At 38.2% G+C, this 19,392-nt stretch carries 15 protein-coding genes and 10 pseudogenes; 13 read left to right on the top strand and 12 right to left on the bottom strand.

Going from position 1 to position 19,392, the window contains the following annotated elements:
• Positions 1-19: 19 nt before the first annotated feature.
• Positions 20-1,039: a substrate-binding domain-containing protein gene (locus NSQ83_RS10435; RefSeq protein WP_015251932.1), complete on the top strand. Its 1,020-nt coding sequence runs from the start codon at positions 20-22 to the stop codon at positions 1,037-1,039.
• A gap of 294 nt (positions 1,040-1,333) precedes the next feature.
• Here the strand turns inward: NSQ83_RS10435 and NSQ83_RS10430 are convergent, their stop codons facing one another.
• A complete protein-coding gene (locus tag NSQ83_RS10430) occupies positions 1,334-3,397 on the bottom strand; it encodes a glycosyl hydrolase (RefSeq protein WP_198878686.1) in 2,064 nt (687 codons plus the stop codon).
• Positions 3,398-3,752: 355 nt separating this feature from the next.
• Between NSQ83_RS10430 and NSQ83_RS10425 the strand changes: the two are divergent.
• Both NSQ83_RS10425 and NSQ83_RS10420 read left to right on the top strand, forming a co-directional pair.
• A pseudogene (locus NSQ83_RS10425) lies at positions 3,753-4,112 on the top strand (UV damage repair protein UvrX); the annotation flags it as partial.
• Positions 4,108-4,341 (top strand): annotated as a pseudogene (locus NSQ83_RS10420) (YolD-like family protein); the annotation flags it as partial. The pseudogenes NSQ83_RS10425 and NSQ83_RS10420, both read left to right, overlap by 5 nt.
• Here the strand turns inward: NSQ83_RS10420 and NSQ83_RS10415 are convergent.
• The 3 genes and pseudogenes from NSQ83_RS10415 to NSQ83_RS10405 form a co-directional block, all read right to left on the bottom strand.
• Positions 4,283-4,505, bottom strand: a pseudogene (locus NSQ83_RS10415) (SOS response-associated peptidase family protein); the annotation flags it as partial. The pseudogenes NSQ83_RS10420 and NSQ83_RS10415 overlap by 59 nt on opposite strands.
• Before the next feature lie 260 nt (positions 4,506-4,765).
• Positions 4,766-5,131, bottom strand: coding sequence for a hypothetical protein (locus tag NSQ83_RS10410; RefSeq protein ID WP_198878688.1), 366 nt, complete (start codon positions 5,129-5,131; stop codon positions 4,766-4,768).
• Positions 5,132-5,160: 29 nt separating this feature from the next.
• Positions 5,161-5,289 (bottom strand): annotated as a pseudogene (locus NSQ83_RS10405) (SAR2788 family putative toxin); the annotation flags it as partial.
• 48 nt (positions 5,290-5,337) lie between these two features.
• On the opposite strand from NSQ83_RS10405, the pseudogene NSQ83_RS10400 reads away from it, so the two are divergent.
• A pseudogene (locus NSQ83_RS10400) lies at positions 5,338-5,688 on the top strand (hypothetical protein).
• Between the two features lie 38 nt (positions 5,689-5,726).
• Here NSQ83_RS10400 and NSQ83_RS10395 read toward each other — a convergent pair.
• Positions 5,727-6,064: pseudogene (locus tag NSQ83_RS10395) on the bottom strand (helix-turn-helix transcriptional regulator).
• 170 nt (positions 6,065-6,234) lie between these two features.
• On the opposite strand from NSQ83_RS10395, the pseudogene NSQ83_RS10390 reads away from it, so the two are divergent.
• From NSQ83_RS10390 to ppsA, 3 genes and pseudogenes are all read left to right on the top strand, one after another.
• A pseudogene (locus NSQ83_RS10390) lies at positions 6,235-6,475 on the top strand (TM2 domain-containing protein).
• A gap of 630 nt (positions 6,476-7,105) precedes the next feature.
• Positions 7,106-7,747 carry an endo-1,4-beta-xylanase XynA gene (xynA, locus tag NSQ83_RS10385; protein WP_015251938.1) on the top strand — a complete coding sequence of 214 codons (642 nt, stop codon included), beginning with the start codon at positions 7,106-7,108 and terminating at the stop codon, positions 7,745-7,747.
• Between the two features lie 669 nt (positions 7,748-8,416).
• Positions 8,417-11,017: a phosphoenolpyruvate synthase gene (gene ppsA, locus NSQ83_RS10380; RefSeq protein WP_198878689.1), complete on the top strand. Its 2,601-nt coding sequence runs from the start codon at positions 8,417-8,419 to the stop codon at positions 11,015-11,017.
• 299 nt (positions 11,018-11,316) lie between these two features.
• Here ppsA and NSQ83_RS10375 read toward each other — a convergent pair whose 3' ends face one another.
• A complete protein-coding gene (locus tag NSQ83_RS10375) occupies positions 11,317-11,580 on the bottom strand; it encodes a hypothetical protein (protein ID WP_080529402.1) in 264 nt (87 codons plus the stop codon).
• A gap of 113 nt (positions 11,581-11,693) precedes the next feature.
• On the opposite strand from NSQ83_RS10375, the pseudogene NSQ83_RS10370 reads away from it, so the two are divergent.
• Positions 11,694-11,846, top strand: a pseudogene (locus NSQ83_RS10370) (hypothetical protein); the annotation flags it as partial.
• A gap of 45 nt (positions 11,847-11,891) precedes the next feature.
• Here the strand turns inward: NSQ83_RS10370 and NSQ83_RS10365 are convergent.
• On the bottom strand, positions 11,892-12,101 hold the full coding sequence (locus NSQ83_RS10365; RefSeq protein WP_250629420.1) for a hypothetical protein: 210 nt from the start codon (positions 12,099-12,101) through the stop codon (positions 11,892-11,894).
• Between the two features lie 163 nt (positions 12,102-12,264).
• On the opposite strand from NSQ83_RS10365, the gene NSQ83_RS10360 reads away from it, so the two are divergent.
• A complete protein-coding gene (locus NSQ83_RS10360; RefSeq protein WP_046663317.1) occupies positions 12,265-12,618 on the top strand; it encodes a DUF3221 domain-containing protein in 354 nt (117 codons plus the stop codon).
• 107 nt (positions 12,619-12,725) lie between these two features.
• Positions 12,726-12,815 (top strand): annotated as a pseudogene (locus NSQ83_RS10355) (SMI1/KNR4 family protein); the annotation flags it as partial.
• Positions 12,816-13,077: 262 nt separating this feature from the next.
• Here NSQ83_RS10355 and bla read toward each other — a convergent pair.
• On the bottom strand, positions 13,078-13,998 hold the full coding sequence (gene bla, locus NSQ83_RS10350) for a class A beta-lactamase (RefSeq protein WP_198878690.1): 921 nt from the start codon (positions 13,996-13,998) through the stop codon (positions 13,078-13,080).
• A gap of 225 nt (positions 13,999-14,223) precedes the next feature.
• Between bla and NSQ83_RS10345 the strand changes: the two genes are divergently transcribed.
• The gene (locus tag NSQ83_RS10345; protein WP_198878691.1) at positions 14,224-14,856 is read left to right on the top strand and encodes a type 1 glutamine amidotransferase family protein; all 633 of its coding nucleotides are present in this window, start codon (positions 14,224-14,226) and stop codon (positions 14,854-14,856) included.
• A gap of 263 nt (positions 14,857-15,119) precedes the next feature.
• Positions 15,120-15,551, top strand: a complete 432-nt coding sequence (locus NSQ83_RS10340; protein ID WP_033883973.1) for a hypothetical protein — start codon at positions 15,120-15,122, stop codon at positions 15,549-15,551.
• 173 nt (positions 15,552-15,724) lie between these two features.
• On the opposite strand, the gene NSQ83_RS10335 is transcribed toward NSQ83_RS10340, so the two are convergent.
• Positions 15,725-16,603, bottom strand: coding sequence for a DMT family transporter (locus NSQ83_RS10335; protein ID WP_033883971.1), 879 nt, complete (start codon positions 16,601-16,603; stop codon positions 15,725-15,727).
• Positions 16,604-16,703: 100 nt separating this feature from the next.
• On the opposite strand from NSQ83_RS10335, the gene NSQ83_RS10330 reads away from it, so the two are divergent.
• Positions 16,704-17,576: a LysR family transcriptional regulator gene (locus tag NSQ83_RS10330; RefSeq protein WP_064911714.1), complete on the top strand. Its 873-nt coding sequence runs from the start codon at positions 16,704-16,706 to the stop codon at positions 17,574-17,576.
• A gap of 116 nt (positions 17,577-17,692) precedes the next feature.
• Here the strand turns inward: NSQ83_RS10330 and NSQ83_RS10325 are convergent, their stop codons facing one another.
• The 3 genes and pseudogenes from NSQ83_RS10325 to NSQ83_RS10315 form a co-directional block, all read right to left on the bottom strand.
• Positions 17,693-18,487 carry a DUF817 domain-containing protein gene (locus tag NSQ83_RS10325; RefSeq protein ID WP_064911713.1) on the bottom strand — a complete coding sequence of 265 codons (795 nt, stop codon included), beginning with the start codon at positions 18,485-18,487 and terminating at the stop codon, positions 17,693-17,695.
• Between the two features lie 126 nt (positions 18,488-18,613).
• Positions 18,614-18,846: pseudogene (locus tag NSQ83_RS10320) on the bottom strand (helix-turn-helix transcriptional regulator).
• A 9-nt stretch (positions 18,847-18,855) separates the two neighbouring features.
• The gene (locus NSQ83_RS10315; protein ID WP_015251949.1) at positions 18,856-19,338 is read right to left on the bottom strand and encodes a DUF2975 domain-containing protein; all 483 of its coding nucleotides are present in this window, start codon (positions 19,336-19,338) and stop codon (positions 18,856-18,858) included.
• Positions 19,339-19,392: the final 54 nt, after the last annotated feature.

Below are 19,392 nucleotides of genomic sequence, written 5' to 3'. Positions count from 1 at the left end.
TTCAGAGAGGAGCGAGGATTTGAAAACTAATATTACCATGCGAGATATTGCAGAAAAGCTTGGTGTAAGCAGCGTAACAGTATCGAAAGCTTTAAATGATAAAGAAGGAGTCAGTGCTGATCTCAAATTAAAAATCAAACAAGTAGCTGATGAAATGGGTTATCGCTACAACACATCAGCCCGTGCCATGAAAGACGGGCGTTCTTATAATATTGGTGTTACTATTCCAGAACGATTTACGGGCATGACGCAGTCATTTTATTTAAACATCTATCAGTCTCTGTCTAAATCGCTGGAGCAAAAAGGTTATTACGGCATCCTTCACATTTTAAGTTCAAATGATGAAAAAACTTTAGTGCCGCCACGTATTTACTCGGAACAAAAAGTAGATGGTCTGATTATATTGGGGCAGGTCAGTAAAGAATACATTGAGATGATGCAGTCCGTAAATATTCCAGTAGTATTTATGGATTTTTATGATGAGAAAACAGATATGGATGCGGTTATTACGGATAACTTTTATGGCGCCTACGATTTAACAAACTACTTGATCAGCAAAGGACACAAGGAAATCGGATACGTCGGTAATTTATACGCGACAAGCAGTATTCAAGACCGCTTTTTGGGTTATTATAAATCGCTCCTTGAACACAGGTTAGAAAGAAACGACAATTATATTTTAAATGACCGGAATGAAGAGGGGAAATTTGTAGATATTCAATTGCCAGACCAAATGCCAACTGCCTTTGTTTGTAACTGTGACCAGGTAGCACGCCTCTTGATTAATAAGCTCGTCTTACACGGATATCAGGTACCGGAAGATGTATCAGTAGTTGGTTTCGACAATGATGCTTATGCAACAATCGGGTTTCCTGAATTAACAACTGTAGCTGTCGATGTGGAAGAAATGGCACGTACCGCTGTTCAATTTATGTATGAAAAAGTAAACGATCCTTCTAAAAAATTTGGTCGGGTCCAAGTAAAGGGTCGTATCATTTACCGCGATTCTGTCAGTTCTCCAACTGCCTCTCCCCAATGAGTATAGACCTCTTGTCTATGCTTTTTTATATTCAAATTATTACAATCATAGTTTTAATAAAAATTAGTAAGTTAATAAGCTTTGCACAAAGTAATTTTAATGTTTTCTAATCAAAGAGAAGCTATACGAAGTTGTTGTAGCGGAGAGCATTTGACACCTATTAAGTGAAGCTGTTGGGCTTTTCCAACAGCTTCACTATATATTCTGAATTATAAAGGAAAGATGTTAATTGAAACAGATCCGTTTTTCCATTCATAGGCCCGAATCAGAATAGTAGCCATTATATATATGTGCTCAGTGGCTGGCCGGTATATCGGTAAAGTCTGTTTTTCCAGAAGATGATACACGAATATTATCAAGGTAAATCGTGCCGTTAACAGGTTCTGATCCCGTAGCATTTACATAAATAGAAAACGCCCTTACACTTTTCAAGTGTTCAGCTGTTAATGTTTCTTTTTGCCGTTCGGCAGATTCCCATGGGGCCGGTTTAAATTCGGAAAATGGGATTGATACCTCGCTGGCTGTTTTAGAAGCAAGTGACGGATACGCCTCGAAGGCGATTCCTCCGGCATTGAGTTGAACAACCATTTTTTGATTTCCACCGTCTGCTTTCAGCCAGAAATCAATTGAATCTGCTTCAGCCCAGTCAACACTATCTAGAGATTTGGTCATGCCAGTATAACCTGCTCCAGCTAGTGAATAGTCATATTTTAATGCATAGGAACCTTCCGTTTTTACGATACTGGTTAACGATAGCTTTAAGGGATCACCTTGAGTAGCAAAGGCAGCCTGCAGCTGTTCATCATCGCCATAATATGTCTCAAATGTATCAACAACTGTTGGTGGCTGTTTTTCTGGCTCTTTTAAATACACCTTAATCGTTTGTTTTTGAGAGGTTCCATCAGCAAATTCGGCTGTTACATGAATAGTTGCTTTGTCACCTTTTAAAGCAGCAGACCCTTCATAATAATAACCATCACCTTTGACAAGAGGGTACTTCTTCGCTTTGTCATTCACGGTATAATAAATATCTTTGGGTTTACCCTGAATCACACTAACGCTGATTGGTGTAACTTTTTGGAGCGAAAGACTACGGTCAATTGGCGAAACAATATGCATAAACGGCTTTTCTGCAACTGTTTCCGGTACTGCTCCTCCGTATATATTCCCAACATCTTTCGAGAAAGCAGAATAGGGGTCTTTATAAAAATTGATAAAGTCAGGAAGTAACTCGTGATCTCCGAGCCCATTTGGTGCATTTTTGTATGGAACAAACAAGTTGCCATTAAGCCCGAAGTTAGCCCAGGTTTGCATATAAGAAATTTTTCTTGCATAGGGATCTGCTTTGATGGCATCAAGCACTCTCGTGAACCATTGTGTGTCAAGGTTTCCGTTTGTTTTTAATCCAAGTCCATATTCAGTTAAAGCAGCTATTTTCCCTTTCGAGTCTGCTAATTTTGAGAGCATGCCAAGATCTACTACGAGAGTATTTAAAAACCCTTCAGACCCCGGATTGTTTGGATTATCATACTGATCAAATCCTAAAACATCAACATAATCATCTCCAGGATAGGTTTTTAGGTATTTCTCTTCATCTCCGTTAAAAGATGCACCTGGTGAAAAAGCGTATAAAAAGTTATCGACGCCTTTTACATCACGCAAGTATTCTACAGTATATCGGTAAAGTTCTTTGTATTCTGCAGCCGAAGTGGTTTGAGCTCCCCACCAGAACCAGCCGCCGGTTTGCTCGTGGAACGGGCGGAAAATCACAGGAATATCTTTGCCTTCGTTGTCTTTCAAATCATTTGCAAAAGCAGCAATGTTGTCAAGCCATTCATTGAATCTAGCATTATAGCTTCCGCCCGGCAGGATATTTTTGACTACACGGCCGCTTGTGTCATAAAAGTCGCCGCCGGTTACAAAGTTATGCGGATGAGTACTAAGCGTTAAGATGCCACCAAGTTCATGTGCGGTTTTCATCGATTTTATCAGATTGGCTCGATTTTCGGCGGCAGATTGTTCACGTGATCCCGGCTTTTCATAGCCATCAAGACTGAGCGTATCCCAGCCAAAGAGGGCGGGATAGTCACCGACCGAGTTTTTCACTTCAGATTCGGTAGAACCTGTCCGCAGACCGGGTCCGGTAACGGTAATTCCCTCATCCGTTGCGTGCTGCTGGCCGAACAAAACTTTTTCGCCGCTAATACTTTGCAAATAAGAAAACAGCTGTTTTGTCGACGTTGATGCTTCAGCATCTACAAGATTAATAATCTGCTCCTGGGCTTGTGCGGAAGGCATAAGAAGAGAAGAAGATAAAACGAAAGCACCCGTAAAAGAAATCCATCCTTTTTTCAGCAAACCAGTTCCTCCTTTTAATCATTTAATTTTGAAAGCGCTTCAATTTTATATTATATATTTATTTACTTAATAAATAAAGTAAAAAATTTAATTTTTAAGGTTTTCGATAAATTGAAAAGGTGTGTTTCTGTAAATAAACTAAATTTCTTGTTTGAACAGAAGGCCGGTTGTAAAAATTCTACACACAGAATATCGCGAGCAAGAGTGACCTTGGCTGTTTAATGAGATAAAGCACGTTTATGAAAATATGATCAGTGTAGCAAAGATAAGCATTTCTTTCCCGAGCTTTTAGATAGGCCTTTTTTAAAAAAAGACAAATTGACGAAAAGGCCATTCACTGCATCTAACAGCTTTCAGCATATGGAGAGAATTTGGTTTGATGTGCACAGTAGGCATTGGAGATAATATGTTGCTGAGTAAGCTTGCGCTTGACCTGGAAAGTAAGAAAACAAAGAGTGGCATTGCACGTTGGAGATAAGAGGATGTGCCAAATAAACTCTGGAAGTTTCACCCGTGGTCTAAAATGTGGGGGATAGGAGGGAGGATGGAAAGAAACCTAAATCGGATGGCAATATCGACTGTAGATCAGTTAGCCAAATTTCCTTTAGAGCTGCTTGAAAAGAAGTTCGGAATAATGGGAAACCAGTTGTATTATCATGCTCATGGAATCGATTTATCAGAAATAGGAGCTCCTTTGATGCAAGGGCAGATTAGTTGTCTCTGAGGTACTTGAATTTAATAAAGAGTTGAAATTCAAACTCTTTAACAATGGATTCGTTGAAAATGTCACCGGCAGAGTCCATTACATTAATTTTGAACAACACAGGCTTCATGTAAAAGACCAGAATGACAATACAATGTCTTTGGATCAAGGCGTTTCCATTCGTTTACTAGCGGCTTTCGAAAGCTGGGTTTCTCGGACAATGTTTCAGCGCGGGTATTAATCATTTTATAGGCGATCTTTTCATCTTTAGCCCATGGAGGGATAATACCGGTTATTGGATCCATCGTTGATAATTGTCAGGATGTTTTGTGAAGGAGCGACATTATAGCTAGGGTGATATTCACCTTCAGGTAAGAATTGATCTATGTTGAATTGCTCAATGATGTCATCAAACTAAGAAAATAAAGTGAACTTGCCACACATGTTCATCATCCTTTAGGGTTTTTGAATATTGTACAGGCTTGATACACAAAAATCAAAAAGGAGGAATGTGATGCAGCAGCAAACAGTTGAGGGTTAAGGAAGTTGAATGGAGAAAGAAAAGGTCAGTGATATTTATACAATACATTAAATAGTTTTTCTATAAATAGTTCTGATAGACTGTACAATAATAAGAACGCCCCCATATGGGGGCTTGGATCTGCTTAATAACCATTAAATCCCTTGATTTCAAAGTTTTCTGTATCGAGATTTAGGCTATTCAATTGGTTTAACAACACCTCAAATTTTAAGCAGTCACCGTTTCTAAATTCATCTGGAATATATTTAGGATTTGCAATTTTCATGCCATTCTCAATCCATTGTTTTCGGTATAACTGAATTGCAGCTTCAATTAAGTAATCTGGCGTTACAATAAAACCTAAGCTTACTTCATGATCTTCACTGTAGCCGTATTCAAAATCACAACAAGGGCAGATTTCAAATGTTTTTTGATACTCACCATCATTGTTTAATGGGTTTTGAATTAATCCTTTATATCCGCAAATTAAACATGTATATAATTTTGGCATAGCAATCCCTCTTTATATATTTATAGCTCCTATTGATTTTTATAATAATTATAACCAGCCTTTTTATTTGGATGTTTTGGCTTAAAGTAAGTTATTATAGTGTCCTTATTACCTGAGCGTTCCACAGATAAAAATTCATTTGTCTTTTTATTATACTTACACAAAGGGATTGAGACAGTTGCAAGGAATGGTGAACCGTACACAGTTTGAATGATTTGCTGTTTGCTGCAGGCAATTTACATATTGGTCTGGGGTATGATTATTTAAAGTGCGTTGCCTTACTAATCAATGTCAAAAGATTTTTTAGTGTAACAGAGTCATATGGAAATATTTCTGATAAATTAGCTGTTTGCTGCTATGAAGGGTGTGCAATTTGATCAGTTCGAGGAAGCTTACAAAGCTATAAAGAAACAGTTACAATAAATCAAAATAGCTTAGTGGACTATTTAAGTGCTTTAATTACTCTGATAAAAGCAGGTGAGAAGCCACAAAAAGCTGGTGAAAGTTTAGCTATCATCATGAATAAACTTATTGAAATGAGTTGGAAAATTCAATGATATAATTGTTTTATGCAAAAGCCCTTATGCGGACTTTACTAATTGTTGTTTGCAGTAACCAACTTCAAAATTTTCCGGATAGGATCTAATATCTCAGGGGTAAGTTTATATCCATCCCAGTGAATATCTGGTTTTTCTAAAAACTCTTTTAGATTTTTTCTTTCCACTTTAGGATCAGGATCATCTGTTAATCCAAGTATGTAATCAACTGAAACATCATATAGTCTAGCTAAAATAACCAACTTGTCCAATGGTGGTTATTTGCTTTCAGCTTCATACCCGCCGTAACTTGATTTGCAATTCCAATTTTCTCAGCTAACTGTTCCATTGTTAATTTGTGTGCCTTTCGTAATTGACGTAATCTTTGGCCATACATTTTGAATAAACGCCTCCCAAAACCATCTAGTTCAATTATATGAGCTTTCATTTCTCAATAAAATAAAAAATCTCAAAAGAATTTCAAAATTTTCACGATTTCTGGCGGAAAATGCATTATAATGTGAAAGCATTACTTTAAAAATGGTAGCAATGAACTAGGAGGAAGTCATGGTAAGCAAGAAGAACAAAATTGTAGCGGCATTATTAGCATTTTTCTTCGGGGGTCTGGGAATACATAAGTTTTATTTGGGAAGAGTAGGACAAGGTATTCTAATATATTTTGTTTTGCTGGACTGGTATTCCGTCTATTATCGCATTTATTGAATTCATTATTTTTCTTTGTGGAAGCGAAGAAGGGTTTGATCAAAAGTACAATTTTTATTACTTTCAGCAGCAATCTAAAGCTTAATTTTAAAGAGGGATATACAGTCCCTCTTTAAATAAAATAAGTATTTTAAAGAAATTTATTTTGAATTGGAGGCTCGGTTACATTCCACAGTTACCCCGATTGTCAATTCTTATTTTTCTTTTTCAGAGTCCTTTCAAATAACAATCTTGCAACTTCTTTGTAAAACTGATCTAAGCTATCATCCTCAAATTTTTGGTCAATAATTCTAATTGAGCAGTTCTTTCTTAGTATAACCTTAATTGTTTTCTTCTTCAGTTCTTCATATTCTTCATAGATTTGCTTCCCTTCATTAGACAAGCGGCAGCTACAATAATTTCACAATCTCTAATGTGTATCTCCTTTATTTGAAATGGTTCAATGGGAATTCATTGCAGATATTACTTCCATCTGAATTAGAAACAAGAATTGTGATCCTGCGAAAAAAGGATCAGGATATGGTGGAAGAAGACCACTTATAATGTGTTTCTAGGTATTTGTAATTAAATTACAAATACTTTTAATATTTGCTCATGAATTCGTGGTATTATACTGAAGGGGACGATCAAAAGCTTTGGCGTTAGTAATTAAGAATGTTTTAAATGTATACGAGTGCTACCTCAAAGTCGGAAAAAATATTATAGGAGGTAACATATGTTTAAGTTTAAAAAGAATTTCTTAGTTGGATTATCGGCAGCTTTAATGAGTATTAGCTTGTTTTCGGCAACCGCCTCTGCAGCTAGCACAGACTACTGGCAAAATTGGACTGATGGGGGCGGTATAGTAAACGCTGTCAATGGGTCTGGCGGGAATTACAGTGTTAATTGGTCTAATACCGGAAATTTTGTTGTTGGTAAAGGTTGGACTACAGGTTCGCCATTTAGGACGATAAACTATAATGCCGGAGTTTGGGCGCCGAATGGCAATGGATATTTAACTTTATATGGTTGGACGAGATCACCTCTCATAGAATATTATGTAGTGGATTCATGGGGTACTTATAGACCTACTGGAACGTATAAAGGTACTGTAAAAAGTGATGGGGGTACATATGACATATATACAACTACACGTTATAACGCACCTTCCATTGATGGCGATCGCACTACTTTTACGCAGTACTGGAGTGTTCGCCAGACGAAGAGACCAACTGGAAGCAACGCTACAATCACTTTCAGCAATCATGTGAACGCATGGAAGAGCCATGGAATGAATCTGGGCAGTAATTGGGCTTACCAAGTCATGGCGACAGAAGGATATCAAAGTAGTGGAAGTTCTAACGTAACAGTGTGGTAGCAGATCATCTTTAATTAGGGGTAGCTAACGGGCTGCTGATCGTTCCTTGAGAAGTTTTATAATCAATGATTATTAAAGTCGTTAGTAATGCTTAAAGGTTGTTTTCTACTAGGTGAACGGCCTTGGAATTGCTGGAGGTAGGGTATTCTCCATCTGGTTTTATAACTTTTCCTATAGGTTAATAGAATGGTATTTAAATGAGAATGCTATCAATTTTTTGTAGTCAGCGCTTGCTCACAACAGACACCTTTACATAACCCTTCTTTATAAAACATAAGCCTTACTCAAAATAAAAATATCTCAGTAGTTAACCAGAATCCTCATAACTTTAAACTAGTTAACGGTGGGACTGTTAAGAACAAAAAGTCTAATTTATAAATGGGGACTCTACGAACAAAGCAAGTAAATTCAAAAAGAACCCAACTTTAGGATTTCCTTAGAGGATTGAATCAGCTCGAACCAAGTTTTTTAATGCGACTAGCTATGGAAATTAAGAAAAGAACCTGGTGAAATTGCCCAGGTTCTTTTTATATTGCACAAAAACAGACACGGTGATATAATCATACTACGTGCGCTTTCTAGTTAAAAAGTTATAGATATCCATCTTATAATTTTATTATATCCTGCTAGGAAGCTCTTGTCAATATTTTTTTGAAGGGGAGATGTAGAATGAGTTCTTTGGTTCTCGGTTTACATGAAATTGAAAAAACACAGCTTTCGCTCGTTGGAGGAAAAGGGTTACATTTAGGGGAATTATCAAAAATTCAAGGTATACAAGTACCAGAAGGATTTTGTGTCACAACAGTAGGATATCAAAAAGCCATCGAACAAAACGAAACGTTACAAGTGTTGTTGGATCAGTTGGCGATGCTAAAAGTTGAGGACCGAGATCAGATTGGTAACATCAGCCGGAAGATTCGGCAAATCATTATGGAAGTAGACATTCCTTCCGATGTTGTGAAAGCAGTGGCTCACTATCTCTCCCAGTTCGGCGAGGAACATGCCTATGCCGTGCGTTCTAGTGCAACTGCTGAAGATTTACCACATGCTTCATTTGCCGGTCAACAAGACACCTATTTAAATATTATCGGCGTCGATGCAATCTTGCAGCATATCAGTAAATGCTGGGCGTCCCTATTTACGGATCGCGCGGTTATTTACCGTATGCAAAATGGATTTGGCCACAGCCAAGTCTATTTATCCGTTATCGTTCAAAGGATGGTTTTCCCTCAGGCTTCGGGAATTTTATTTACCGCTGATCCGATTACCTCAAGCCGAAAGGTGTTATCCATCGATGCCGGTTTTGGACTTGGTGAAGCACTGGTTTCCGGATTGGTGTCTGCCGATTGTTATAAAGTACAGGATGGGCAAATCATCGATAAGAGAATAGCAACTAAAAAATTGGCTATCTACGGACGAAAAGAAGGCGGAACAGAAACACAGCAGATCGATTCTGATCAGCAAAAGGCTCAAACACTGACTGATGAACAAATTTTACAGCTGGAACGCATTGGAAGACAGATCGAAGCTCATTTCGGCCAGCCGCAAGATATCGAATGGTGTTTGGCCCGCGATACTTTTTATATTGTACAGAGTCGTCCAATCACTACTTTATTCCCCATCCCTGAAGCGAGTGACCAAGAAAATCACGTCTATATTTCTGTTGGTCATCAACAAATGATGACGGATCCCATAAAACCACTGGGGTTGTCTTTTTTTCTGTTGACGACTGCTGCACCCATGCGTAAAGCCGGTGGAAGGCTATTTGTTGATGTCACACATCATCTAGCATCCCCTGACAGCAGAGAAGTTTTCTTAAAAGGCATGGGGCAGCACGATCAGCTCTTAAAAGACGCACTTATGACTATAATAAAGCGACGAGATTTCATAAAGTCGATACCAAATGATAAAACAGCACCAAATCCCAGCAGAGGCAATGCAGATATGCCGGCTCAAGTTGAAAACGATCCGACAATCGTGTCTGATTTGATTGAGAGCAGTCAAACATCGATAGAAGAGTTAAAACAAAACATCCAAACGAAATCAGGATCAGATTTATTTCGTTTTATTCTGGAAGATATCCAGGAATTAAAGAAGATTTTATTTAACCCAGAAAGTTCGGTTGTGATTCGAACTGCTATGAATGCTTCATTATGGATTAACGAAAAAATGAACGAGTGGTTAGGTGAAAAAAACGCAGCAGATACGCTTTCTCAATCTGTACCCCATAATATTACTTCCGAAATGGGTCTTGCGTTATTAGACGTCGCAGATGTGATCCGTCCTTATCCAGAGGTAATTGATTACTTACAACATGTAAAAGATGATAACTTTTTGGATGAACTGGCTAAGTTTGATGGCGGAAGCAAAACCCGAGACGCGATCTATGATTATCTCAGCAAATACGGAATGCGATGTACCGGAGAAATTGATATTACAAGAACTCGATGGAGTGAAAAACCAACTACACTTATCCCAATGATTCTTAATAATATCAATAACAGTGAGCCAAATGCCAGCCATCGAAAATTTGAGCAAGGGCGACAGGAAGCTTTGGAGAAAGAACAAGAGTTATTAGATCGATTGAAGCAATTACCGGATGGTGAACAAAAAGCCAAAGAAACAAAACGAATGATAGATATCATCCGGAATTTCAGCGGGTTTAGGGAATATCCAAAATACGGCATGGTTAATCGATACTTCGTTTATAAGCAGGCTTTACTGAAAGAAGCCGAACAACTCGTGGAAGCGGGCGTTATTCATGAGAAAGAAGATATATATTATCTCACTTTTGAAGAACTTCACGAAGTCGTACGCACACATAAACTGGATTATCAAATCATCAGCACACGAAAAGACGAGTACAAACTATATGAAAAACTATCTCCACCACGTGTTATCACGTCTGATGGTGAAATCGTTACAGGTGAGTATAAACGAGAAAATCTCCCAGCCGGAGCGATTGTAGGTCTACCTGTTTCCTCCGGAGTGATAGAGGGGCGAGCGCGTGTCATTTTAAACATGGAAGATGCTGATTTAGAAGATGGAGATATATTAGTTACCTCCTTTACTGATCCAAGCTGGACACCATTGTTTGTATCCATAAAAGGCTTAGTCACCGAAGTTGGTGGACTGATGACCCATGGAGCTGTTATAGCCCGTGAATATGGCTTACCTGCAGTTGTTGGCGTTGAAAATGCTGCCAAGCTGATAAAAGATGGGCAACGAATTCGCGTTCATGGTACAGAAGGCTACATTGAAATTTTATAATGTCTGATGTGTGTAGAGAGCCATCAGATATTCCGCCATCAGCCCTAACTAGAAGTTGGGAGGCTGCAATTGTACCGAATGATAAAGTTCCCGTTGAACTAACGAAGATCGATAGCACATTAAGAAAAGCTGGAACCTCTTGGAGGAAGTCTGGCTTTTCTATATAAAATTGGCGTAGTGTGCAAAAGCCTCATTTTGCGGGCGGCGCTTCTTTAAAGTGAATTTTTTATTACCAGCATTTAAACTTGTATTTGTGCTTAAAACAAGAGAAAAAGGAGCTAAAAAGCTCCTTTATAAATTTAAACAACTTTTGTATAAATAGCCGTGTAAAACCCGATTGAGTAATCAAAATAATGACGTGTAAGCTTATAAGTATAACCGTTGTATTCTATCGTTGGCTGGAAGTCCATTGGCAGAGGACTAATGCGGTATATAGTGTCATAATCATATTCATCACTTTTTACTGCAACCTCAGACGAAGTGCCAGCAGCCAATGCGGGAACCGCGGATATGAGCATGCCAAAGGATAAAGCAGAACTCAATAAGATTTTCCTAATCTTCAATTACATCAACTCCATTTACAATTTATACATATATTATGTTGTAATTGGAAGTTATTTTGAAAGTGAATAATGGATCATAAAAAGTAAAAATCTCGATTTTAAAGGGAGCAAATATATGTATAGTAGACGACAGTAATGATAAGTATATTTATGCTGGAACCCAAAAAGAAGCAGCATGCAATAATGAGTTTGAAAGCGGAATAAGAGTAAGGGTATGGTTCGAAGGCAACCACATACGAACATTTGAGAAAGAACAAAAAGAAGTAGATCCGTTTGGTGAATGTCCCTTACATATTAACTAAAGTGTAAGTCTATGAAACAATGAATAAAAAATACGAAATATAAGATATTGCTTTTGATGAACTTGTTTTATGTTTTGGGAATGTATAGATAAGTGCAAAACCCAAGAAGAAAACTGTTACAAACCAAGAAGTGTATTGTGGAAAGATGGCGACCGCCAATACCATGATTGTTGAAAAAATAAATGAAGAGTAATGAGTTACTTTATGATCATCATTCAATGAAATCACCTCTACGAATTTTTACCCGATTTAGTCTGTGTATTACCAGCTTGTAAAAGATTCAATATGAGAAAATGAAGAAGTTTCTGGATAGGTTTACACTACAGTTTATTGATATGTAGTTATGGAGTGAGATTGTTAAACATGACGGGAGTGAGAAAGGTTGCCGAAAATCGGAGTAAGCTTGATAGTGCTCATTATTTTCCTTGCAGGCTGCAATAAAAATGAACAAAACGGAGACGAAACAAAGATGCAGAGCCTAGTAGGCTATGTCGTGCTTAAAGACAATAATAGGGCAATTCTCATTACCACTACAGAAACTCCAGTAAAAGAAGATTACGATCTTTCTGAAGGACAACTTATGAACAAGTTTAAAAATAACATAGTAATTGTAGGATTAAGTGAGATTGATAACACAGATGATCTCAAAAGAGGTGAAAAAATAAAAGTGTGGTTCCATACACTAAAAGAGTCAAATCCACCAAGTGCAACGATACAAAAATATGAATTATTATAAAAAAAATTGTTGAATTCTCATATAGATAACCTCTGAGACAACAAATGTTGTTCTATTGCATTGAAACTGCCAGTGACCAATATCAAGTTCAGTTATGTTAATTCAAGTGGTTTGATATGTTAGTGTCTTCGAACGAGACGAAATATTGGGAAGAGAGTCCGAATATCAATGAGTATTACAAATTGGTCACAGAATAAGAGACTTAAGAGAGTTGTCTGCATTGTATGTTTACTTGAAGGAGAAGAAAACGGATTTTAGGGTGCTTAGTCTTAATTCTTGTCAGGTCAAACTTTACTTGTTCCATAAAATGAAAACTTGCCGTTAATTATAATAACGTTTAATTTTGTGGTGTTTAAATATATGATTCTAGAGGTCCTATGAAAGAACCGTTCATCAAAAAATGAACGGTAGGGGTTAAAAAAGTAATGTCTTTTCCTTTGTGGCAAAAGGCTAAACATATTATTTGAGATCGTTAAAGACGACTTTTGCAGCCTCAGCGATAAGAGCATTATCATAATTAGCATCTTTCGTAAAGCGGTTTGACAGAATTGCCAAAACAATAGGAGCTCTGTTAGGAGGCCAAACGATAGCAATGTCGTTTCGTGTCCCGTAACTTCCGGCTCCGGATTTATCGCCAACTTCCCATCCTATTGGAGCGCCTGCCCGAATCAGTTCGTCACCAGTAGCATTGCCTCGCATCCAATCGGTTAAGATCGTGCGTTTGTCAGTCGTGAGCGTGTTATCTAAAGTGAAAGCTTTAAGATCGGTTGCCAGTGCTTTTGCGGTGCTGGTGTCACGAATATCACCAGGAATCGCAGAGTTTAGATCCGTCTCGAATCGTTTAGCTTTCGTTACATGATCCCCAATCTGTTTCAGTGACTTTTCAAAACCTTTAGGGCCGCCAAGCTGTTGCAACAAGATGTTCCCAGCGGTATTATCGCTGTAACGTATAGCAGCTTCCGAGATTTCTTTTAGGCTCATGCCTGTATCTAGGTGTTTCTCTGTGATTGGAGAATATGTAACAAGATCGTCCTTGCTGTAGTGGATGACTTCATTAAGTTTTTCAATTGAGTTTTTCTTCAGGACAGCAGCTGCGGCTAGAACTTTATAGGTTGATGCGTAAGCAAATCGCTCATTCGGCCGATAGGCGATTGTCTTGTTTGAACCTGTATCAATTGCATAAACACCAAGCCTGGCATCAAATTTTTTCTCAAGTTGAACAAATTTTTTATTCGTTATACAGCTTGCCATGTTTGTGTCTTCTATGGATTTTGCTTCGGCATGCGTTGAGCTGTAAAAAGGTGTGAAACCAGTAATGCTTAAACATAAAAGCCCAACACATATTCCGAATTTTATTGACGCTTTATTTTTCAACTTCATCAAGCCTCCTCATTCAAATGATTTTGTATTACCTTTGAAATGTTCCCCATGACAGTTAGTGTAACAAACCCCTTTGCGCTAGTAAACATAGAATCAATTGATCTTATATTTTTATAAGTTGGGAGAACAAGGGCATAAGAATAGAATCAACAAAAAAGCTGACAATGGCTGTCAGCAAAGTCATCTATTAGAAAGCTTTATCAATTGTGATTGGAGTGTTATTGGATGCAAACGAGAAAAGTTTATCTCTACGTATTTCACACAATGTCAGACTGGGAATATGGATATTTAATTGCGGAACTAAACTCAGGGAGATACTTTAAACAAGATGCAGCATCTTTAAAAGTAGTTACTGTAGGGGCTAATAAAGAAATGATAACTACGTTGGGAGGATTAAGCATAAAACCAGATATTTCTCTTGACGAATGTACTCTTGGGAGTCAAGATCTTATCATTTTACCCGGAGGAAACACTTGGGGAGAAGATATTCATCAGCCGATCTTGAAAAAAGTTGGCGATGCTTTAAAGCTCGGCACGACTATTGCTGCAATTTGTGGGGCAACCTTAGGCCTCGCGAATGAAGGATACTTAAATTCGAGAAAGCACACAAGCAATGACCTAGACTATATGAATATGGTCTGCCCTAATTACAAAGGAGAAACATTATATGAAAAGGGGCCTGCAGTATCTGATGAAAATTTGGTTACTGCATCAGGAATTGCTCCTCTGGAATTTGCGGTAGAAGTATTGAAAAAATTAGATGTATTTGCACCAGATACATTGCGTTCATGGTATAAGCTAAATAAGACTCAAAAGCCTGAATACTTCTTTGAGCTAATGAATACAATAAATCGATAGAAAACACTTTAGCAGTTTTTTGTAGTGCTCCTGAACTTATGGGAGCATTTTTTATATGTGTCTAGGAGCTATATAAAGAAATGCAGAAACTTTTAAAAAGAATATAGATTGGTAGGCCTTATTTCGAATAGAGTTTGATTTGGGTTAAAACTGTTCTTATTAAGGCTCATTTCATGGTGCTATAGATTCATTTGGAGAAGACTGTCTTGATCAGAAAAGACCCTTCCAATATATTGAAGTAAAAGATATCGGGAGGAACTCTTTTGAAAAAGATGTTGATGTTAGCTTTTACATTTCTTTTGGCTTTGACTATCCATGTAGGGGAAGCTTCGGCCGTTATCGTGAAAGATGAGGAGAAAGTGAGTTTTACAATGACAGAGAATGAAAAATGGTTTATGAAGTCTGATGACCTAAATTCAAACCATTGGATATCTCACTTTGGGTACAGATTCACCATTTTCGATACTGAAGGATGTACAATTAACGCAAGAATCATGCGAATGACTTTGTCAGGATATGAAATAACCGTTAGTGAAAAAAACTTCTCAGGGGATCATTTTGATTTGAGTGCAACTGATCGAGTTGAGACGATGCCTTATAAGACTCATTATTTGATTTTGACAAAAGATCCAGATTGCGGAGATGTTAAAGTAAAAGGTCTATACGGTTTTCAGTTTGATCAGCCAGAATGGTAATAAAAAAGAATCTAGATTCTCACCAGCCTAAACGCCAGCCAAGCTAATGTCTCACATGCAGACATTAGCTTTTTTCATTGTTTAATAGGCTGTCGTCAGGATTCTAGAAGACTTTCTCGTAATAGTCGTCTCCTGTCACATGAAGCCCAAATGACAGGGGAAATGTATATCATTCACACTTTCCGTCGTGAAAATGTAAATGTATTCATAAAAATCCCGCAACATATCAGCAGTGCGCCGAGGATAATATTGATGGTGATCTGTTCGTGCAATTGCAGCCATCCAAAGAATAGGGCCAATACGGGAACAAACATTAATGCCATGGATGCTTTTGACGCTTGGATTTGATTGAGCACCCAAAACCATACGACAAAGGTAAAGCCGGTGGAAAGCAAGCCATTAAACAGCAATGACCACACCGCCTGATATGTCCACTCGGCTGAAGGGACCGGCTCAAATATAAAGGAAAACACCAATAACATGACGGCTCCCATCATAAGGTGCCAGGCATTCATGTGAATAATATCGATATGCTTGAATTGTAGCTTGCTGAACACATTCGCGATTCCCCAGCTAAGCGCTGCTGCAAGGACACACAGCTCCCCAAATAAAGCGCTTTGATCGATATTGAGCATTTCCTTTCCAAATATAAATAACAGTCCGAAGAGGCCGCAGACCAGTCCCAGCGTTTTATACACATTCATGTTCTCGTTTAATGTAAAATGGCTGATCACTGTAACAAATATAGGCATTGTATATACCAAAACAGAGGTTTTCCCTGAATCGACAAACTGCATTCCATACGTCAAAATCCCCATATAGCCCAGCCCCATCAACAGGCTCATGATGATATAGCTTTTGAGATGTTCTTTTTTAATTGAAAGCTTTTTTCTTTGAATGAAGAGAATGAGAAATAAAGGAACCGCTCCGATGAACAGGCGCAAACCCGAAAATAAAAGCGGGGGGATGTCATGAATTCCTACTTTCATCGCAACCCAAGTATAACCCCAAATAAGTGTGACAGATATGATTCCCAGCATAACTTTTACCATAATGAAGCCGCCTTTCTTGTTTAAATATCGTGCTGGTTTCTATCATATGTTACATTTATGTATAACTGAAATACATTTTTATTATTGGGGGTATAACCAAATGGTTATGAACATGAACCATCTTCACATATTTGTAAAAGTCGGGGAGAAATTGAATATTACAGAAGCGGCAAAAGAATTGTTCATCTCTCAGCCGGCGGTAAGCAAAGCGATAAAAAACCTGGAGAGCTCACTGCAGATCAAATTATTGATCAGGGATAAGCATCATGGTTTAATGCTGACTGACATCGGAAAAGAAATTTTGCTGCTGGCGAGGCAAATGAAGGGAATTGAAAGCAAAATATATCAAGTAGCCAACCGGGAAAACAAGCTGTTAAACGGGAAGGTGAAAATTGGTTCATTTCCTGCAGTTTCAACAAATATCATGCCACAGGCGATTGCTGCATTCAGATCAAACTACCCGCTGATCCGCATAGAATTGATCGAAGGAACCTCTGACCAAATAAAAGGATGGGTTGAGGATCGGACGGTTGATATTGGGATCGCAGCATCTCCATTTGAACCATTTGAAAATCAGCTGCTGTGTAACGACTATATGGTGGCCGTCATCCCGCCGCAGCGTAACGAATTAAAACTTGAAAAGCATGTCGACCTTGAAACATATCAAGATGACCTCATTTTTTGTAAAGGCGGTCATGAAATCGCGATGTCAAACGCATTTTCGCAATACAACATCGAATTAAAGGAAAACTTGACTGTGCAAAATGCCGAAACCTTGATTAATATGGTCAAAAATAACTTGGGCATCGGCATCATTTCAAACTTTACACTTTCATCCATCCCGCATCAATTGATTAAAAAGGACATCTTTCCTAGGGTCACACGCGATATTGGCGTCATCGCACATTCATTTGAAGAGATAACGCCGGCGGCGCATGAGTTTGTCAAGGTGTTGAAAGCAGTTGTAATCTGAATCAGTTATCGTGTTGCGATGAAATTGAAGAAGATGGATACTCACCGGCAGAGTTACATAAAAGAAAAAAGCAACCATTTGAACGTTGCTTTTCACTCTATTTGGGACCTTGTATGCTAAGAAAAAGATTCCTCCATCTCTGCCTTTGTGGGACTCTGCTCCTTAACTTGTTTTAATGATGCTACTATAAGAAAGCTAACAATCACTAGCAAGAGCCATGAACTTACCTTTCCAAGGTGTACAAGACTCCATGTATCGAGTTGGTTTGGATATTTCCAAGCTCCAAAAAACGTAGCGATATTTTCCGCTATCCATATAAAAAATCCGATGAGTACAAAAGAAAGTGCGAGCGGCATACGGTAACGAGCTCCATTCACCTCGTATGTAACCCATGTTTGCCAAAAGACAATGATGACAAGCCCAGATAGCCACCATCGAATGTCTATAGAAAAATGGTGGGTGAAAAAATTCAAATAAATCGCTGCGGCAAGCGGAACAACTGCAAAAAAAGGCGGCCACTTAACCAGTTCAACATTAAGCCTTCTCCATGCCTGGCACAAATAACTGGCTACACTTGCGTACATAAAGCCGCTATACAAAGGTACTCCAAATATTTTGGAGTATCCTTCTTCTGGATAAGACCAGGAGCCCATATGGACTTTAAAAAGTTCCAGAGCAAGCCCAATAAGGTGGAATAATGTGATCACTTTTAATTCATCCCGTGTCTCAAGACCGGAACGCACCATCCACAATTGCATGAGAACGCAGATAATGAGCAGCCAGTCATACCGCGGCAAGAAGGGCAGTGGGATGATTTGCGTAATAGCCAAAGAGGCAAAAATAACGGCAGGAAACAAACATGAAAGGGCTTGTTCCCAGCCAAAATGGACGATTTGTTTTATGGCTCTCATGATGTATGCCTCCTCCATAGTTGTGTTCTTCGTGTATGAAAGGGACGCTTAGTATAGCAGCTAGATGGATATAAGTTTATGTCCATAAGCTCACCGCCAATCACTTTATTTTTCTGTTGATCTTACCTATTTTTTTACGAATCCTGTGTGTCTTCATCACTTCGGTATTCCAATATATCCCCGGGCTGACATTCTAAAGCCTTGCAAATCGCTTCTAAAGTTGATAATCGAATAGCCTTTGCTTTTCCGTTTTTCAATATCGAAAGATTAGCCATGGTGATGCCAACTCTCTCTGAAAGCTCTGTTACGCTCATTTTCCTCTTAGCAAGCATCACATCAATGTTGATAATAATCGCCATGTCATCACCTCAGACCGTTAAGTCATTTTCTGATTTTATATCAATCGCTTCTTTTAACAGTTTTTGAAGAACAGCAGCAAAGACCGCAATCACCATTGAAGCAAAAATAATAACCAATCCGATCACAATGATACCCGGGGCGTCGTCTATCTCGGCCATCAGATAAAAGACAGGCATGCCTGCTGCGTAAAAGATACTGATAGTGACTGCGCAATATTTTATATTCTTCAAAGCTCTTACAGACAAACCCGAGAAAGCTTTGTTTTTGTCAATATAGCTTAAAAGTTTGAACGCTTGATAAAGAGCAAAGTAAAAAGGTATCGCCGTTACATACAAATAGATGAAAACGAGATATTTTATATAAGCGATATTTGGAAATAATTCTGCTGAATAGTTGGCTATCTTAGGCACTAAAAAAATGCATAAAGCAAGAATTGGAATTCCAATAAGAACCAAAGCTATCTTTAAAAAAATTGTCGACATTCGATTCATAACAAGCACCTCATTTATTTGTTGTCTAATTGAATGTAACAAAAAATTTATCGT

Source organism: Bacillus sp. PS217 (assembly GCF_037963535.1).
GTDB classification, from domain to species: Bacteria; Bacillota; Bacilli; order Bacillales; family Bacillaceae; genus Bacillus; species Bacillus subtilis.
Note: the sequence above shows the minus strand (reverse complement) of the source record. Positions and strands in the feature narration are given on the sequence as shown.